We start from the raw sequence: 17,099 nt of genomic DNA on the forward strand, positions 1-17,099 counted from the left end.
GGGCGAGAGTTGAGGAGCCCGGAGGACCACCTCTGCGGCGTCTCGAACATCTACCCACGGGGGTTCCACCATGGCGCTCGACTCCTACGTCACACTCGGCCGCTCGGGACTGCGAGTCAGCCCGTTCACGCTGGGTGCGATGACCTTCGGCGAAGATCACGGTTGGGGCAGCAGCCCGGAGGAGTCCAAGAACATCCTCGGGGCCTACCTGGACCGGGGCGGTAACTCGATCGACACGGCCAACATCTACACCAACGGCCACTCCGAGAAGATCATCGGAGACTACTTCGCCGGCCGGCACGCACTGCGTGATCGGGTCGTCATCGGCACGAAGTTCTTCGGCAACCTCTACGAGAACGACCCCAACGGCGGCGGACCCGGCCGTAAGGCGATCGTGCAACAACTGGAGAACTCGCTGCGGCGTCTGCGGACCGACTACGTCGACCTCTACTGGCTGCACAATTTCGACCCGGCCACGCCGGCCGAGGAGACCCTCCGCGCGCTGGACGACCTGGTCGGCAGCGGCAAGGTCCGCTACATCGGATTCTCCGACGTGCCGGCATGGGCGACGGCCGAGGCGGCCACCATCGCGCGCTTGCGCGGGTGGGCTCCGATCATCGCGCTGCAGCTGGAGTACTCCCTGCTCGAGCGGACCTCGGAGGGGGAGTTGATCCCGATGGCCCAGGCCCTGGGCATGGGCGTGATGCCGTGGGGACCGCTGAAGAGCGGGTTCTTGTCGGGTAAGTACTCCAGCGCCGCCACCGGCCCGGTCGACACCACCCGCACCCAGTTGGTCGGCGCCCCGAGCGAGGCCGACTACGTCGTGATCGACGCCCTCAACGCCGTCGCTCGCGAGGTGGGCGCCAGTCCCGCCGCGGTGGCCCTGTCCTGGGTCCAGGGCCGTCCCGGAATCACCTCCACCCTGATCGGCGCGCGCCGCATGGACCAGTTCGAGACCAACCTGCACGCCCTGGACGTGGCGCTCACCGACGCCCAGCGCGCCGCGCTGGACGAGGTGTCGGCTCCCACGCTGAACTTCCCGGCCCACAACAACAGGACGCTGGCGCCCATGCTCCAGTTCGCCGGCGCCACCGTGGACAGGATCCCGTCGATCGTGTCCCCGCTGCTGCAGGCCAACGGCGCCCGCTACTGAGCACCGCACCTCGCATACGACACGGAACGAATGGGAGAGATCGAGATGATGCGGTGGTTCGCAGGCAAGACCGCGCTCGTCACCGGAGGCGGATCCGGCGTCGGGCGCGACAGCCCTACTGGGGCTTGTGATCGGCGATCACTCCGGCGGTCGCCCGCCAGATCGGCGAGGCCCGGTCGATGACGTCGAAGTGATCGCCTGACATTTCCAGATAAATCACTTCGTCGCCTGATTCCTGGGCCGCGCGGGCGTAGCGTCGGCCCAGGTCGACCAGGTCGAGGTCGTCGCCCCCACCCTGCACGATGAGCTGGGACACCCCGAGGGGAAGGCGCTCCAGCGGACTGGAGCTCCGGTAGACCTCGGGCACCTCGGCCGCCGATCCGCCGAGGGCGGCGGCGACCGCGCCGGAGCTCAGGTGCCTGCGGTCGCCCTCCACCAGGTCGAGCACTCCGGCCAGCGAGACGACGAGGGTGACCCGGGGATCGTCGGCGGCGGCGCGGAGGACGAGCTGCCCGCCGGCCGAGTGACCGATCGCCACGACCGGGCCGGACGCGCCCCGCGCCGCCAGGGCGACCCCCTTGGCGACGTCCTCGGTGGTCGCGTCCCATCCGTGCAGGTCGGCGCGGCGGTATTCGAGATTCCAGGCGGCGAACCCCCGCTCGGCCAGGTCGATGCTGAGCGCGTCCATCAGGTCAGCGGCCCAGATCGAGCGCCAGAAACCGCCGTGCACCAGCACCGCGACGGGCGTCGTCTCGGCGGCGTCGTGCGGCAGCCGTACCTCCGCCCACTGGTCGGGGTGATCACCGTAGGCGACTCGCTTCGCGGGCCGGCGCAGCCGGTGTACGGCATGCCTGATCGCCCAGGTCAGCCCCCAGATCCCTCGCCCGTGGATGTGGGTGGCCGACGGTGCGCCCCCGGCGTCCCCGGCGTCCCCGGTCTCCCCGAGCGGCGCGGGCGGGGCGTCGGACTTGGTCAGGTCGAGCCAGACAGCGCGGGAGCGCCCGTGGAACAGGCTCCGGATCTCTGCCTCCGGGCCGGGAATGACGACCACGGCACCGGGGAACTCCAGGGCGGCCCGCAGGCCGGACACGTCGAGGACCGCTGACACCTTCCCGCTGACGCCAAGAGCCTCGAACTCGCGGTCGGCCACCTCGGTGAGCAGCCGCAGATCAGCGACCAGACCGGGGCCGGTGACCACAAGCACATTTGGAATGGGGGAGATCATCCGCTTATTCTCCTCTATTCCACTCATGATTACGGCTCCGGTATGTATGCCTTTACCAGGAGTTCCTCAGCATCGTCTAGATAGGACTCCAGCTCCCGCTCGGCCTCGGCCGCGTGACCGGCCCGCATGAGCTCGAGCAGTCGCAGATTCCGGGCCACAAAAGGCTCATGGAACGCGCGCGGATTCTTCATGACGTGGAAGACCAGACGGAGCTCGGCCAGGAGCTGGCGCATCGTCTCATCCAGGCGGGCGCTGCCGTTCAGGGCCGCGAGCATCTGGTGGAAGCGGATGTTGGCGGTCCCCACGTCCTGCCACCGGCCTTCGGCCGCGGCCCTGGTCGCCTCCTCCACGGCCTCCCCGATGAGAGCCAGCGCCTGGGGCCCGGCGTTCCCGCTGTGCCGTACGGCGGCGCACTCGATCACCCGGCGCACCCTGTAGACGTCGGCGACGTCCTCGACCGACAGCACGCGCACGAACACGCCCCGGTTGAGCCGATGCTCCAGCAGACGTTCGTGCCCGAGCAGCCGGAAAGCCTCGCGCAGGGTGTTGCGGGAGACCCCCAGGGCCACCCCGATGGTCTCCTCCGACAGGCGCTGGCCCGGGACGAAGAGCCCTTCGGCGATCCGCTCCCGGAGTACGTCGGCGACCCGCTCGGCGGTGCTGCTGCGCCCGAGACGGCCGCGATCGTGTTGCAGTGCGGCGATGGCGTTGTCCACACCTCACAAGAAATCATCGAACAAACCTATTGTCGAATTGTTGAACAATCCTTACGTTAAAGGGACCCCCTAGAAGCCTAAGGAGCACGTGCGATGGCAAGTACCCAAACCAGGCGGGTCATCGTGGCCAGCCTGGTCGGCACCTCCCTGGAGTGGTACGACTTCTTCCTGTACGGCTCAGCCGCCGCCCTGGTCTTCAACAAGCTCTTCTTCCCCACCTTCGAACCGCTCACCGGAACGCTGCTGGCGTTCCTCACCTACGCGATCGGATTCGTCGCACGACCGCTCGGCGGCATCGTGTTCGGCCACTTCGGCGACCGGGTCGGCCGCAAGAACGTGCTCGTGGTGACCCTGCTGCTGATGGGGATCGCGACCTTCCTCATCGGCCTGCTGCCCGGTTACACCACCATCGGCGTGGCGGCCCCGCTGCTGCTGGTCTCCCTCCGCTTCCTTCAGGGCTTCGGCCTGGGCGGCGAGTGGGGCGGGGCCGTACTCATGTCCATCGAGCACGGCGACCCGCGCAGGCGCGGCTTCAACGCGAGCTGGCCCCAGGTCGGCGTGCCCGCAGGAAACCTGCTGGCGGCCGGCGTGCTCGGGATCCTGTCCGCCACGCTGCCGGAGGACGCGTTCCTGTCCTGGGGCTGGCGGATTCCCTTTCTCCTATCGGGCGTGCTGGTGATCGTGGGGCTCTGGATCCGCCTGCGGATCGTGGAGTCGCCGCTGTTCGCCGAGGTCGAGCGTTCGGGCAGGAAGGCCCGGATGCCGCTGCTGGACGTCCTTCGCACGCACCCGCGTGCCCTGATCTCCGTGATCCTCGCGCGCATCGGCGTGGACGTCGCCTTCTACACGTTCGTGACCTACATCCTCGCCTACGTCACCGGCCCGCTGAAGCTCGAACGCGGGGTCGCGCTGAACGCGGTGCTGATCGGATCCGCCTGCCAGCTCTTCCTGATCCCCCTGTTCGGCGCGCTGTCGGACAGGGTCGGCCGCCGCCCGGTCTACCTCGCGGGCGTGATCGGGGCCGCGGTCTGGGTGTTCGCGTTCTTCCCGCTGCTGGACACCAAGTCCTTCCCGGTGATCGCGCTGGCCTCCATCGTGGCCCTGGCCTGCCACGCCGCGATGTACGGCCCGCAGGCGGCGTTCATCGCCGAGTTGTTCAGCACCCGCCTGCGCTACAGCGGCGCCTCCATGGGCTACCAGATCGCCGGCGTCTTCGGCGGCGCGCTGGCCCCGATCATCGCCCTGTCGCTGTTCGACCGGTTCGGCAGCACCCTCGCCATATCCGTGTACGTGGTCATCGCGCTGGCCCTCACCGCCGTCGGGCTGGCGCTGGCTCCCGAGACGCGTGACCTCGACCTCGCCGACCGCCCGGGAACGCGCACAGGGGCCGTTTCCCTGGACACCTGAGACCCGCCGCGAAGGGGAGCCGGAAGGGCGGTGCGGGGGACGGCCATTCCCCGCACCGCCCGCCGGTGGTATAGCCCTCGGTGAGAACGATCTCTAGCCTTGGGGCTTCTGAGGCGTTAGCGTCTGCCCCATGCGCCACGTTGAGATCTCCGGTACGAGACTCCGGCTGAGGGAAGTCACCACCGATGACGTGGACGCGTTGCACGCCGTCTACGGCGACCCCACCGCCACCGAGCACCTGCCGTTCGACCCGCGCACCCGCGAGGAGGTCGAGGAGATAGTCGCCGAAGCGCTCAAGGCCGCAGAGGCCGAGCCCCGGCGGCTCTACGTGTTCGCGGTGACCGATCTGGACAGTCCCGAGGCCGTCGGCGTCGCCCGGCTGCACATCGAGGCCGACCACCCGCACAGCGCGGAGATCGGCCTGGGCCTGCGCCCCGACCACTGGGGGCGGGGCATCGGCACCGACCTGGTCCGGCTGATCCTGATGTTCGGCTTCCGGCATCTGCATCTGCACCGCATCTGGGGCGCCCGCTCCCCGGCCAACACCGCCGCCCAGCTCGCGATGCTGGTCGCCGGGATGGTCGAGGAAGGCCGGATCAGACACCACGTGCGGGCCCGCGGGGTCTGGCGCGACTCCATCGTGCACTCGGCCCTGGAGGACGAGTGGGAGGGGCACAGGGAGACCTGACCCCCGTCACGACGAGTCACACTCGCCGTGACGGACCCGGAACCGCCTTCCCGCGCCCCCGCCCGCCGTGACACCCTCCCGGTGCCCCCGCTCTTCGCCGTGACGGATCCCGAACCGCCTCCCGAGCCGCCGAGAGCCGCGGATCAGCCCCCGCAGGCCGCGAACCCGTAGGCGCCGCGGATCGTGTAGTGGTCCCTGACCTTGGTCACGCCCGTCGCCACGTCCACCTCGAGGACACGCACCCGCCGCTCCTTGGCCAGAGACTCCACGGTGTGCACGGTGACCTGGTTCACGCCGGTCCAGTCGACCGCCTCGACCTGCGACCGGCCGCCGATCCGCACCGGCACGCTCCCGGTGGTCTGGCCGGACTCCAGGTCGTGCAGCGCGATCGCCGGTCTCTTTCCGTCGACGAAGACCGCGACGGTCCTGCCGTCGGCCGCCAGCCCGTACGGCGAGTTCCCGGACACGATCCGGGGTGGGTCCGCCCGGAGCAACTCGTTCCCCGCGGTGTCATAGACACCGAACCGGAAGACATTCTCGTCGGTCTGCCTGGAGAACAGCACCTCGCCCGCGTCCCCGCTGAAGCCCTCGAACATCTCCTTCTGGGAGATCTCGGCGAGGAGCGCCCCGGAGGCGGTGTCGTAGATCCGCGTGGGACGGACCGACGCTCCACCGAACCAGACCGCCAGCCGCGAACCGTCCTGGGACAGGTGAAACGCCACGTCGAGCATGCCCAGCCCCTTGGGGACCACCGAGGCCGGCAGCCTGCGGACCGCGCCGCCGACCTTCTCCACGGCCAGTCGGCCGTCGCTCTGCCGGAAGTACGCCACGTGGCTGCCGTCGCCGCTCACCGCGACCTGCGCGGCGCCGTCGTCGTTGACCTTGCCCCGGCTGTCCAGCGGGAAGATTCGCGCGTTGCCCAGCGTCACCATCCCGCCGCCGTGCAGCGCCAGCTGCCACTTCCCGCACGGATAGGTGCTCTCGTCCTTCTTCGTGCACTCCTTCAGCCAGGCGTAGCGGACCTGGCCGCGGTGCTCATGACCTTCGGCGTGCACGGCCGGGGTCGCGAACGCGACCATCGCCAGAGCCGCCAGCGACACGATCGTGGTTCTCATCGTCCCTCACTCTCCCGGCGCGTATCACGCGTACGCGGATCCGCTGATCTTGTAGGTGTCCTTCTGCCTGACGGAGCCGGAGGAGGGGCCGACGACGAGCACCCGTACCGTCGTCGGTCCCTCCTCCGGTCGCCGGGTGGCGCCCCGTACCGTCAGCGAGCTCGGCCAGTTCCATCCCGCGAGGTACGGACGCTCTCCCCTCGGTTGCCGGCGACCGCAGGATCGGGAGTAGCCGTCCTTGCCGGTGCGGCTCTTCGCCCAGACCGCGCGGGCCTCGGCGCCCGCCCGGGCATACGCAGGCGTGGCCGCCAGGCCCCCCGCGACGACGGCCGTCGTGAGGAGCGCGGCCAGGGATGTGTGCCTCATGGGTAAGTCCTCTCACTCACCTCTTTGGACATCTCTCGACCGCGATCGGTTGATCACATGTTGGACACGGCGACGCCCCGGTGTCCGGGCGCCGGGTGACCGTCTGGAGCAGAGGGAGGGACCGGGGCGCGGCGGATCTCGGCGGGTGCCCGTCAGCGGCGGCACAGATCGAGAGTCACCCCGTGGCCGGGCGCTCCGGTGTGCGGGCACATGTCGGAGACGACCGGACGGCGGGCGGGAAGACACCGCCTGACGCGGAGCCCCTCGACATGCACGGCCGGCGCGACGTGCCCGGGGCGCGCGGCTCAGAAGACGAGGGTGCCGAGGTCGGCGACGACTCGGGCGAAGGCCCGGATGGGGTCGTTCTCGGTCTCGGCACGCCACACCAGGCCAAACGGCAGGGCATCGAGGTCACTGACGGGCAGGTAGGCGATGTCGGGCCGGCTCCAGTAGCGCCTCATGTGGGCGGGAAAAAGGTTGACGAGCTCCCCGGTGCTGGCCAGGGCGAGAATCTCCTCGGTGCTGCTCACCAAGGGGCCGCGTTCGATCCGGCGCCCCGCGCGGGTGTGGGACGGGATGAAGCCGTCGGCCCAGTAGTCCGGCACGGACATGGACGGGGCGTCGCTGTGCTGGAAGTCGGCGATCATCTCCAGTGAGACGGATGCGCGGCGGGTGAGTTCGTGGTCGGTGGACACGGCCACCACCCGCGGGTCGGCGAACAGGACCGGGCCCACCGTCAGGTCGGGTTCTTCGACCGGCAGCCAGCAGACCAGGACGTCGAGGTCGCCCCGGCGCAGCCCGGCGAACGGGTCGATGAAGGGGGCGTGCTGGATCTGCAGCTTCCACTGCGGGTGGCGGGTGCGGAAGGTGTCCCAGTAGGGGCGCAGGTCGTGGATGTTGAGGGGGAGCATGCCGATGCGCAGCACGGCGGTGACGCCCTGGGCGGCGAGCTGGGCGCGGCGCATGCCGTCCTGGAGCCCGCTGTAGACGGGCCAGAGGTCGTCGCGGAGCTGGCGGCCGAGCGGGGTCAGCCGGACCGTGCGGTTGGTGCGCTCGAACAGCGGGGCGCCGATCTGGCGTTCCTGTTTTTTGATGGCCTGGGTGATGCGGGCGGGGGTGACGCGCAGCCGTTCGGCGGTCCGCCCGAAATGCAGCTCTTCGGCAAGGGCCAGGAAGATCTCGATGTCGCGAAGTTCCACGATCCTCCTTCGCATTAACTCAGAGGTTAAGGCGACCTTGCGCAGGTTGTCGTTGTTTAGGTGATTGTTCGCGTTGATCATAGTCACCGGGAGAGCGGACCACTTCTGGAGTGACGACATGACGCCTTTGATGGGCAAGACGGCGCTGGTTACCGGGGCCTCCCGGGGGATCGGGCGGGCCATCGCGCGGCGGCTGGCGGCCGACGGGGCGATGGTGGCCGTGCACTACGGCCGCAACGAGACGGCCGCGCGGGAGACCGTGCACCTGATCGACAAGGACGGCGGCCGGGCCTTCCCGATCCGGGCCGAGCTGGGCGTGGCCGGGGACGTGGAGACCCTGTTCGCCGCCCTGGAGGCGGGCCTTGCCGCGTGGACCGGCCAGGTGCGGCTGGACATCCTGGTCAACAACGCCGCCATCACCGCCGACTCGATCGAGACGATCACCCCGGAGGCGTTCGACCACCTGATCGCCGTCAACACCAAGGCGCCGCTGTTCATCATCCAGCGGGCCCTGCCCCTGCTGAACGACGGCAGCCGCATCATCAACCTGTCGACGGCCGCGACCAGGATCGCGATGCCCGAGCAGCCCTACGCGATGAGCAAGGCCGCCATCGAGGTGCTCAGCCGCTCCCTGGCCCAGCTGGTCGGCGGGCGGGGCATCACGGTCAATGCCGTGGCGCCCGGCCCGACGGTCACCGACATGAACCCGTGGATGCTCGACGACCCCGAGGTGCAGCAGATGGTGGGCAGCGGCAACGCCATCCCCCGGGCCGGACAGCCCGCCGACATCGCCGACGTGGTGGCCTTCCTGGCCTCCGAGGCGGGCCGCTGGGTGACCGGGCAGATCATCGACGCCTCCGGTGGCTGCTTCCTCGGCCCCCGGATCTGACCTGACGGGCGGCCGCTCGTCTCCACCTCGCCCCGCAGCGGATCGCACGACCCGGACGCCTTCAACGCCACGGTGGGCCTGGGCGAGACCACCACCGGCACCACCGAGTTCCGCACCCTCAACCACCGGCTGCTTCCGGCCGCGTGTCAGCTACGGCGTCAGGACGGCGACGGCCCGGTATCAGAGCGGTCGGCGATGGTGGACGCCGTGACGACGCCGAGCTCACCCCCGATCCCCGTGCGTCACTCATCGAAGTCATGAGCGCCACGCCGGGACGGGACCCGCAAGATCAAACACTCTAAGCAAGGAGATTCATGATGGAAAAAAGCAACGACGGCTTCTCCGAGGTGGGGCTGCTCAGACTGCGCGACGTGCTGACACGGCATGTGGAGTCCAAGAAGATTCCCGGGCTCGTCGCCCTGGTCGGCCGAGGCGACCACACACACGTCGAAGCGCTCGGCACGATGCGCCATGACGGCGGCGCGCCGATGCGCCGCGACACCATCTTCCGGATGGCCTCGACCACCAAGCCGGTCGCGGCGGCCGCGACGATGGTCCTATTGGATGAGTGCCGGCTGCGGCTGGATGACCCGGTGGATCCGTGGCTGCCCGAACTCGCCGACCGCCAGGTGCTCAAGCGGCCCGACGGCCCGCTGGAAGACACCGTGCCGGCGCGACGGCCGATCACCGTGCGAGACCTGCTGACCTCCACCTTCGGGCTCGGACTGGACACCACCGCGATGACCTCGCCGATGATGGGCGCGCTCTTCGCACAAGGGGTCTACGGCCAAGAAGACGGATGGCTGCTGCCGGGGTCGGAGCCGGATGAGTGGATGCGCCGCCTGGGCACGCTCCCGCTGATGTACCAGCCCGGAGAGCGCTGGCTGTACAACCTCGGCGACGACGTGCTCGGCGTGCTGGTGGCCCGGGTCACCGGCCAGTCGTTCGAGGCGTTCTTGCGCGAGCGCATCTTCGGCCCGCTGGGCATGACCGACACCGGTTTCCATGTGCCCGCCGACAAGATCGATCGGTTTCCGCCCCTGTATGCCCCCGATCCGCAGACCGGGGAGTTCAACGTGGCCGACGAGGTCGAGGGGGGACACCACAGCACGCCTCCGGCGTTTCCGTCAGGTGGCGGCGGGCTGGACTCGACCGTCGATGACTATCACGCCTACTTCCGGATGCTGCTGAACGGCGGGATGCACGGGACTCAGCGGATCCTGTCGCGGGCCGCCGTCGAGTTGATGACCACCAACCGTCTGACGCCCGAGCAGCAGGCCGCCCGGGAGGCCTGGGCCCGTAGCGTCGTCCATCTGTCATACGGTCAGGGTCAGCACGGCGGCTGGGGCTTCGGGATGGCGGTGCGCACCTACCGCGGTGATTATGCGCCCGTTGGCCAGTTCGGCTGGGACGGCGGAAGCGGCACCTCGACCTACGCCGACCCGGTCAACCGGCTCACCGGAATCCTGATCACCCAGGTCGGGATGTCCACCCCGGATTCGGCGCGGGTCATCCACGATTTTTGGACCACGCTCTACCAGGCGATCGACGACTGACACCGAGCCCGTACCCGGCATGAGCATGCCGGGTAGGGCCGCCCTCGGCCCACGGCACCCGGCGGTCAGCCCCTGGCGGCCGAACCGTCGGCGTTTCCGCACGGGATCGGGCTTGGCCCTGCCTGTCTGAGTCGGGGCCGCCCGAGAGTGAGATCCCCTCGGGCGGCCCCGGCCTCAGCGATCGAGATACCCCGGGCACCACCGGGACCGCGTTTCACCATCCGACCGTTCGATTGAACGTCAGAACAGATTCGAAGGAGCACACCACCATGTCCGTCGCCCTTACCGATCAGGACAAGCTCACCTTGCGGACCGCCGCCTACGGCGCCGTCACGCTGATGGCCGCCGCCGATGCCTCCGGCAAGCCCCACAAGGCCGCCACCGACGGCTCCATCGCCCTGGCTTCGGCCACCGGGCTGGTCGGGCACGTGCTCGCCGAGTATCCCAAGGACATGAAGCTGGACAGCAAGTCCGTCGCCGCGATCGCCGACCAGGTGCTGCCGGACCTGACGGCGGCCATGAGCCTGCTCAAGGGCCAGGATCCGGCAGAGGCCGACAACTTCCGCCGCACCGTCATCGTCGCCGTCGAAGCAGCCGCCCGCACCCACCAGGGCCAGCCCAGCCCCACCGTGGCGGACATGACCCGCAAGATCACCGAGGCCCTCGACGCCGCTTGACGGGATGTCCCGGGGTCCTCTCCGGACCCCGGGACGCGGTGGCGTGCCCGTGTACGGAGCCCCGTCGGGGCCGCGTACGAGGCCCGAACTCCTTCTCCCCGGATGTCGTGACAGAATTGCTGCCGTTTCTGGCTACGGAGGCAGTCAAATGGGCCTAGAGTCCGCGCATGTGAGTGAGAGTTCCATCCTCCCCGTGCGAGGACGCGCCGTCCGACCCTCCGGCAGGCACCGCAGGCCCGTGCCCTCCCAGCTTCCGCCGGAGGCGCCCGCGCTGGTGCTGACCACCCTCGGCGACGGCTCGGGTGCCATCGCCGAGCTCGCGGCCCTCATACGGGCGGACAACCCGCAGATCCAGGTCCGCCTGGCCGGTCTCGGCGAGGACGCCAAGGCATTGACCTCCGAGCTGGAGGCCGCTGCCCGCGAGCGCCCCGAGGACGGCGTCGCCGCCATCGTGGTGCCGCTGCTGGCCGGCCCGCATCCGGTCGCGGACCGGCTGATCGCCACGGCGGTGGCGGCGAGCGGGGTCTCGGTGACGGTCACCGACTCGCTGGGGCCGCACCCGCTTCTCGCCGAGGCCCTGCACATCCGTCTCGCCGAGAAGGGTCTGGCGCGAGAAGACCGGATGCGGCTGCTCAACGTCTCCAGCCCGGTCGACGGCATCATCCTCGCCACCGTCGGCGGCGAGAACGCCGTGGCCGAGGCACAGCCGACGGCCGTGCTGCTGGCCTCGCGGCTGACGCTCCCCGTGCTGGTCGCCTCACTGGACAGCGCGCCCGGCATCGCCGAAGCCGCCGAGCGGCTGCGCGGCATCGGCGCCGAGCGCATCGCCCTGTCCCCGTGCATCCTCGGTCCCGAGGCCTCCCCCGAGCTCGCGAGCGACGCCGCCGCCGCGATCGGGGCCGACTGCGCCGAGGTCCTCGGCGCGCACGGGCTGATCGCGGCCCTGGCCGCCCGCGCCTACGGGAGCATCCTGTCGGCGGACTGATGCCTTCGCCGATCAACGCGGTCGATATCCTCTAGGGAATTACGGATTACCGCATTCCTTAGAGGGGATCGACCATGCCGTTCACGCTGTTCGGAAAAGAGCATGTAGAGCGTTACCTGGCGACCGACGGTGCTGAGGGTCACGAGTGGCAGGGCACCGTCACCCTGCTCCTGACCACCACGGGCCGCAAGAGCGGTGAGCAGCGGGAGACGCCGCTCATCTACCAGCGTCACGGCGACGACTACCTCGTGGTGGCGTCCAAGGGCGGGGCGGACGCCCCGCCGGCCTGGTATCTCAACCTTCAGGCGAACCCCGAGGTCGAGGTCCAGGTGTTGGGAGACCGGTTCACGGCGAGAGCACGCACCGCCACCGCCGAGGAGAAGCCCGGGCTCTGGAAGATCATGGCCGCGACCTGGCCGGCCTACGACGAATACCAGACGAAGACCGACCGGGAAATTCCCGTGGTCGTGCTGGAGCGCGTTTCCGCATAACCCGAGCATGAGGCGCGAATGCCGTTACCGGGCACCGGTTCCGGCTCGCGCCTCAGGTCTCCAGCCAGACATAACCAGCGAAACGACCGGTCCTGCTCTCCCTGCGATGGGAGAACAGATCGGGAGTCTCGATGGTGCAGCGGGTGTCATGGGTGATCTCCGAGACACCCGCCTTGGCCAGCTGCGAGGTGATCGCGGCGCGCAGGTCGAGTGCGGGGGTCTCCTGGCGAGTGATCGACCAGGCCTCGGGAAGCACCGCCGTCACCTCGTCCCGGAGCTCGGCCGGAACCTCGTAGCAACTGCCGCACGCCATCGGGCCGATCAGGGCGGTCATTCTCGCCGGGTCCGCGCCACGCTCGGCCATCTCCGCGACCAGGGCCGGGACCACCCCGGAAACCGTGCCGACCCGCCCGGAGTGCGCGGCCCCGACGAGACCGGCCCGCGGATCGGCCAGCAGGACGGGAGCGCAGTCGGCGCAGAGCGCGGCCAGGCCGAGGCCCGGGACGTCGGTGCAGATCCCGTCCAGCGCGGGCGGATCGTCGCCGAACGGCTCGCTCACGTAGCGGACGTCGGCGCTGTGGACCTGCCGCATGAACACGACCCGGTCCAGGCCGAACTCGGCGGCGGTCCTGGCCCTGTTGGCGGCGACCGCCTCCGGGTCGTCCCCGCACGCTCCCCCGAGGTTGCGGCTGCCGTACGGCTCCGCGCTGGTGCCGCCGTGACGATCGGTGATCCTCATCTGAAAACTCACGACACGACCCTACTCGTCTCAGGAACCCCGCTCATGGGGCATTCGTTGCAGAAGAACGTAGATCACCTGAGAGATTGCGAGTGTCATGGCGCAGGTTGTGTACGACCGCAAGGAACAGCTTCAGCAGATCGAGAGCGGTCTGATGCCCGGTGAGCAGATCATCGCCGTCTACGACGCGATCGGCACGGGCACCGGCTTCCTGGGTCTCACCGACAAGCGCGTGATCGTGCAGGACAAGTCCTTCGTGGGCAAGAAGATCGCCATCACGAGCATCCCCTACGGCAAGGTCTCGGCGGTCAGCGTGGTGAGCAACAAGTCCCTGGTCGGCTCGTTCTTCTCCTCCGGGGCCATCGCGATCCACGTGGGGACCCACACCTACGAGGTGGAGTTCAGGGGCGACAACAAGGCCCAGCACGTCCACAACGTGATCCTGCACTTCATCACCGGCTGAACCTCCCCGGGCCCGGGATCCGGGGAGGTCTCGTCAGAGGTCTCGGTCAGCCGGTCAGGACCGATCGGTACAGGTCCATCGTCCGCTCGGCGATCCGCTCCCAGGAGAAGTGCTCCACGGCGCGGACCCTCCCGGCCTCCCCCATCCGCCCGGCGAGCGCGGGATCGGCCAGGAGCCGGTTGACCCGCTCGGCGAGGTCGGCGGCGAACCGGCCGGGGTCGCGCGGGTTGCCGTCGGCGCCCTGGTCGATCGGGACCAGCAGGCCCGTCGAGCCGTCGGCCACGACCTCGGGGATGCCGCCGGTGGCGGTGGCCACAACAGCGGTCTCGCAGGCCATCGCCTCCAGGTTCACGATGCCCATCGGCTCGTAGACCGAGGGACAGACGAACACGGTCGCGTGGGTGAGGATCTGGATCACCTCGGGGCGGGGAAGCATCTCCGAGATCCAGATGACGCCGTCCCTGTCGAGGCCCCGGACGAGCTCGGCGACCTCGGAGGCGATCTCCGGGGTGTCGGGCGCGCCCGCGCAGAGCACCAGCTGGGCGTCGGGGTGGAAGTCCCTGGCTGCGTGGAGCAGGTGGATCAGGCCCTTCTGACGGGTGATCCGGCCGACGAAGACGACGTACGGCCTCCCGGCGTCGATGCCGTGCCTCTCCAGAACGTCCGTACCCCGGTCGGGGGTGTATTCGCCGGTGTCGATCCCGTTGTGGATCACCGAAACTTTTTCTGGTGAAATTTCGGGATAATTCGCGAGTACGTCGCGCCGCATTCCCTCCGAGACCGCGATGATCGCGTCGGCGCTCGCCAGGGCGCCGCGCTCGGCCCATGATGACAGTGTGTAACCGCCGCCCAGTTGCTCGGCCTTCCACGGCCGCAGCGGCTCCAGGCTGTGCGTGGTCACCACGTGCGGCGTGCCGTACAGCATCTTGGCGACGTGACCTGCGAAATTGGCGTACCAGGTGTGGCTGTGCACCAGATCCGCGCCCTCGCATCCGGCCGCCATCTCCAGATCGACGCCGAGAACCTGGAGTGCGGCGTTGGCCGTTTCCAGCCCGCCGGGCACCCGGTAGGCCTCGACGCCATGCTCGGGTCGTGACGCTCCGAAGCAGCGGACCCGCGCGTCGGCGAGCCGGCGCAACTCTCGGGAGAGATATTCGACATGAACTCCCGCCCCTCCGTAGACGTCCGGGGGGTACTCACGGGTCAGCAGATCCACTCGCATACGATCAGCTTAGTGTTTCAGCCCTGTTCATCAGGTTAAGGTCCAGACATGAGAGTCCTCGCGATCGTGCTCGCCGGCGGTGAAGGCAAAAGACTGATGCCTCTGACGGCTGATCGAGCCAAGCCCGCAGTGCCGTTCGGGGGAATCTACCGGCTGGTCGACTTCGTGCTGTCGAACCTGGCCAACGGTCATTACCTGCAGATCGTCGTGCTGACGCAGTACAAGAACCACAGTCTCGACCGGCACATCTCCCGCACCTGGCGACTGTCGTCGATGCTGGGCAACTACGTCACGCCGGTCCCCGCCCAGCAGCGGCTCGGGCCGCACTGGTTCTCCGGGTCGGCCGACGCGCTGTTCCAGAACCTGAACCTGATCTACGACGAGATGCCGGATCACGTCATCGTGTTCGGCGCCGACCACATCTACCGGATGGACCCCCGGCAGATGGTGCGCCAGCACATCGATTCCGGCGCCGAGGTGACGGTGGCCGCGATCCGGCAGCCGATATCGCTGGCCGACCAGTTCGGCGTGATCGAGACCGATCCTGCCGGGCGCAAGATCGTGGCCTTCCGCGAGAAGCCCAAGGACGCGGTCGGCCTGCCTGACGCGCCCGACCAGGTCTACGCGTCGATGGGCAACTACGTCTTCAGGACCCAGGCGATGCTCGACGCGCTCAGGGAGGACGCGCTCGACCCCACCAGCAAGCACGACCTCGGCGGCAACATCATCCCGATGATGGTGAAGTCGGGCAGTGCGGAGGTGTACGACTTCGCCGACAACGTCGTGCCCGGCTCCACCGAGCGGGACCGGGGCTACTGGCGGGACGTCGGGACCCTCGACGCCTACTACGAGGCCCACATGGACCTCATCTCGGCGCACCCGGTCTTCAACCTCTACAACAGCCAGTGGCCGATCTACACCGGCCACGACCCGCTCCCGCCGGCGAAGTTCGTGCACAACGACGGCGACCGGGTCGGCAGGGCGATCGACTCACTGGTCTCCGCGGGCGTGATCGTCTCCGGTGGGCTGGCGGAGCGCTCCATCCTCTCCCCCGGCGTTGTGCTGCACTCCCACTCCCAGGTCGAGGACTCGGTGCTGATGGGCAACGTGAAGGTGGGCCGCGGCGCCATCGTCCGCAAGGCCATCATCGACAAGAACGTGATCATCCCGGACGGCGCCCGGATCGGCTTCGACCTCGAGTACGACCGCAGCCGCTTCGCGGTGACCCAGAACGGCATCGTGGTCATCGGCAAGAACGAGATCGTCGAACGGTAGACCCGATGGGGCCCGGCCGGGCCCCATCCCCGCCGGGCCGGCCGCCTCACCGGCGCCGAGATCCCGGACCCGGACACCGGACTCCCCCGCGAGGTCGTCACCTCTCGGGAATGATCCCGTTCCAGGGGAAGCGCGGGGTCCGTCGTTCCATGAAGGCGGCGACACCCTCGGCGACCTCCTCGCGTGACTCCTCCTGCCATCGGCGGAAGCGCGCGCCGTCGGCCCGGCCGTCCACGATCTCCTTGGTGGCGGCCAGGGTGAGCTGGGAGCGCGTCGCCAGCGTGCGGGCGAAGCCGTACACGCGCTGAGGCAGCGCCTCGGGCGCCAGGACCTCGTCCACCAGGCCGGTGCGGAGGGCCCGGCCGGCGTCGACGAGCTCGGCGGAGAAGAGGAGGAACTTGGCGGTGGACGGGCCGACGAGGTCGACGAGGCGGCGGGTGGAGCTCAGCGGGTAGACGACGCCGAGCTTGGCCGGGGTGATGCCGAAACGAGCATCCTCGGCGGCGAAGCGCAGGTCGCAGGCGAGGGCGAGCTGGCAGCCGCCGCCCACGCAGAAGCCCTCGATCATCGCGATCACCGGCTTGGGGAACGCGGTCAGCGCCCGTTCGGCGGTGACGATCAGTCCCGTGTCGTCATCACCCTCGGAGAGCCCGGCGATCTCCGAGATGTCGGCCCCCGAGCAGAAGGTGCCCTCCGCTCCCGTGAGCACGAGAACGCGCACGCCGGGATCGATCCCCAGCGGTGCGAGCAGTCCTGGCAGGGCACGCCACATGGCCACGCTCATCGCGTTGCGTTTCTCGGGACGGTTGATCCGCAACGTGGCGACGTGGTCGTCGACGGACAGCTCGAAACCTGCGGGAATCTGCACGAGACAGATTCTTCCGGGACCTTCCTAAGATCATGCGAGCGGCCCCCGAAGCATGGGAGGCCGAA

The 17,099-nt window shown here is 69.2% G+C and carries 18 protein-coding genes; 10 read left to right on the forward strand and 8 right to left on the reverse strand.

Going from position 1 to position 17,099, the window contains the following annotated elements; translation table 11 throughout:
- Window positions 1–70 precede the first annotated feature (70 nt).
- Window positions 71–1,153, forward strand: a complete 1,083-nt coding sequence (locus tag DKM19_RS30595) for an aldo/keto reductase (protein WP_110700371.1) — start codon at window positions 71–73, stop codon at window positions 1,151–1,153.
- 115 nt (window positions 1,154–1,268) lie between these two features.
- Here the strand turns inward: DKM19_RS30595 and DKM19_RS30600 are convergent, their stop codons facing one another.
- Both DKM19_RS30600 and DKM19_RS30605 read right to left on the reverse strand, forming a co-directional pair.
- Window positions 1,269–2,378 carry an alpha/beta hydrolase gene (locus DKM19_RS30600; protein WP_204358319.1) on the reverse strand — a complete coding sequence of 370 codons (1,110 nt, stop codon included), beginning with the start codon at window positions 2,376–2,378 and terminating at the stop codon, window positions 1,269–1,271.
- 29 nt (window positions 2,379–2,407) lie between these two features.
- Window positions 2,408–3,094: a GntR family transcriptional regulator gene (locus DKM19_RS30605; protein ID WP_110700373.1), complete on the reverse strand. Its 687-nt coding sequence runs from the start codon at window positions 3,092–3,094 to the stop codon at window positions 2,408–2,410.
- Window positions 3,095–3,187: 93 nt separating this feature from the next.
- Here DKM19_RS30605 and DKM19_RS30610 point away from each other — a divergent pair, with 93 nt between their 5' ends.
- Both DKM19_RS30610 and DKM19_RS30615 read left to right on the forward strand, forming a co-directional pair.
- Window positions 3,188–4,501, forward strand: coding sequence for an MFS transporter (locus DKM19_RS30610; protein ID WP_110700375.1), 1,314 nt, complete (start codon window positions 3,188–3,190; stop codon window positions 4,499–4,501).
- A gap of 130 nt (window positions 4,502–4,631) precedes the next feature.
- On the forward strand, window positions 4,632–5,189 hold the full coding sequence (locus DKM19_RS30615; RefSeq protein WP_110700377.1) for a GNAT family N-acetyltransferase: 558 nt from the start codon (window positions 4,632–4,634) through the stop codon (window positions 5,187–5,189).
- Between the two features lie 143 nt (window positions 5,190–5,332).
- Here DKM19_RS30615 and DKM19_RS30620 read toward each other — a convergent pair whose 3' ends face one another.
- From DKM19_RS30620 to DKM19_RS30630, 3 genes are all read right to left on the reverse strand, one after another.
- Window positions 5,333–6,304, reverse strand: coding sequence for a hypothetical protein (locus DKM19_RS30620; protein ID WP_110700379.1), 972 nt, complete (start codon window positions 6,302–6,304; stop codon window positions 5,333–5,335).
- Window positions 6,305–6,328: 24 nt separating this feature from the next.
- Window positions 6,329–6,670 (reverse strand): hypothetical protein, encoded by a 342-nt coding sequence (locus tag DKM19_RS30625; protein ID WP_110700381.1) that lies wholly within the window; start codon window positions 6,668–6,670, stop codon window positions 6,329–6,331.
- 305 nt (window positions 6,671–6,975) lie between these two features.
- Window positions 6,976–7,869, reverse strand: a complete 894-nt coding sequence (locus tag DKM19_RS30630) for a LysR family transcriptional regulator (protein ID WP_110700383.1) — start codon at window positions 7,867–7,869, stop codon at window positions 6,976–6,978.
- A 118-nt stretch (window positions 7,870–7,987) separates the two neighbouring features.
- On the opposite strand from DKM19_RS30630, the gene DKM19_RS30635 reads away from it, so the two are divergent.
- From DKM19_RS30635 to DKM19_RS30660, 5 genes are all read left to right on the forward strand, one after another.
- Entirely contained in the window at window positions 7,988–8,758 is a 771-nt protein-coding gene (locus DKM19_RS30635; RefSeq protein ID WP_204358320.1) for an SDR family oxidoreductase, read from the forward strand.
- A gap of 314 nt (window positions 8,759–9,072) precedes the next feature.
- Window positions 9,073–10,314 carry a serine hydrolase gene (locus DKM19_RS30645; protein ID WP_110700388.1) on the forward strand — a complete coding sequence of 414 codons (1,242 nt, stop codon included), beginning with the start codon at window positions 9,073–9,075 and terminating at the stop codon, window positions 10,312–10,314.
- Between the two features lie 269 nt (window positions 10,315–10,583).
- The gene (locus DKM19_RS30650) at window positions 10,584–10,991 is read left to right on the forward strand and encodes a hypothetical protein (protein ID WP_110700390.1); all 408 of its coding nucleotides are present in this window, start codon (window positions 10,584–10,586) and stop codon (window positions 10,989–10,991) included.
- Between the two features lie 238 nt (window positions 10,992–11,229).
- Window positions 11,230–11,976: a sirohydrochlorin chelatase gene (locus DKM19_RS30655; RefSeq protein WP_239513666.1), complete on the forward strand. Its 747-nt coding sequence runs from the start codon at window positions 11,230–11,232 to the stop codon at window positions 11,974–11,976.
- Window positions 11,977–12,050: 74 nt separating this feature from the next.
- Window positions 12,051–12,467 (forward strand): nitroreductase family deazaflavin-dependent oxidoreductase, encoded by a 417-nt coding sequence (locus DKM19_RS30660; RefSeq protein ID WP_110700395.1) that lies wholly within the window; start codon window positions 12,051–12,053, stop codon window positions 12,465–12,467.
- A gap of 52 nt (window positions 12,468–12,519) precedes the next feature.
- Here the strand turns inward: DKM19_RS30660 and pgeF are convergent, their stop codons facing one another.
- Window positions 12,520–13,206 carry a peptidoglycan editing factor PgeF gene (gene pgeF / locus DKM19_RS30665; protein WP_110700397.1) on the reverse strand — a complete coding sequence of 229 codons (687 nt, stop codon included), beginning with the start codon at window positions 13,204–13,206 and terminating at the stop codon, window positions 12,520–12,522.
- 97 nt (window positions 13,207–13,303) lie between these two features.
- Between pgeF and DKM19_RS30670 the strand changes: the two genes are divergently transcribed.
- Window positions 13,304–13,669 carry a PH domain-containing protein gene (locus tag DKM19_RS30670; RefSeq protein WP_110700399.1) on the forward strand — a complete coding sequence of 122 codons (366 nt, stop codon included), beginning with the start codon at window positions 13,304–13,306 and terminating at the stop codon, window positions 13,667–13,669.
- 46 nt (window positions 13,670–13,715) lie between these two features.
- On the opposite strand, the gene glgA is transcribed toward DKM19_RS30670, so the two are convergent.
- Entirely contained in the window at window positions 13,716–14,891 is a 1,176-nt protein-coding gene (gene glgA / locus DKM19_RS30675; RefSeq protein WP_110700401.1) for a glycogen synthase, read from the reverse strand.
- A gap of 48 nt (window positions 14,892–14,939) precedes the next feature.
- Between glgA and glgC the strand changes: the two genes are divergently transcribed.
- Window positions 14,940–16,166, forward strand: coding sequence for a glucose-1-phosphate adenylyltransferase (glgC, locus tag DKM19_RS30680; protein WP_110700403.1), 1,227 nt, complete (start codon window positions 14,940–14,942; stop codon window positions 16,164–16,166).
- Window positions 16,167–16,263: 97 nt separating this feature from the next.
- Here the strand turns inward: glgC and DKM19_RS30685 are convergent, their stop codons facing one another.
- On the reverse strand, window positions 16,264–17,034 hold the full coding sequence (locus DKM19_RS30685) for an enoyl-CoA hydratase/isomerase family protein (RefSeq protein WP_239513667.1): 771 nt from the start codon (window positions 17,032–17,034) through the stop codon (window positions 16,264–16,266).
- Window positions 17,035–17,099 lie beyond the last annotated feature (65 nt).

Origin of the sequence: Streptosporangium sp. 'caverna' (genome assembly GCF_003203775.1) — a bacterium.
Lineage (GTDB): Bacteria > Actinomycetota > Actinomycetes > Streptosporangiales > Streptosporangiaceae > Streptosporangium > Streptosporangium subroseum.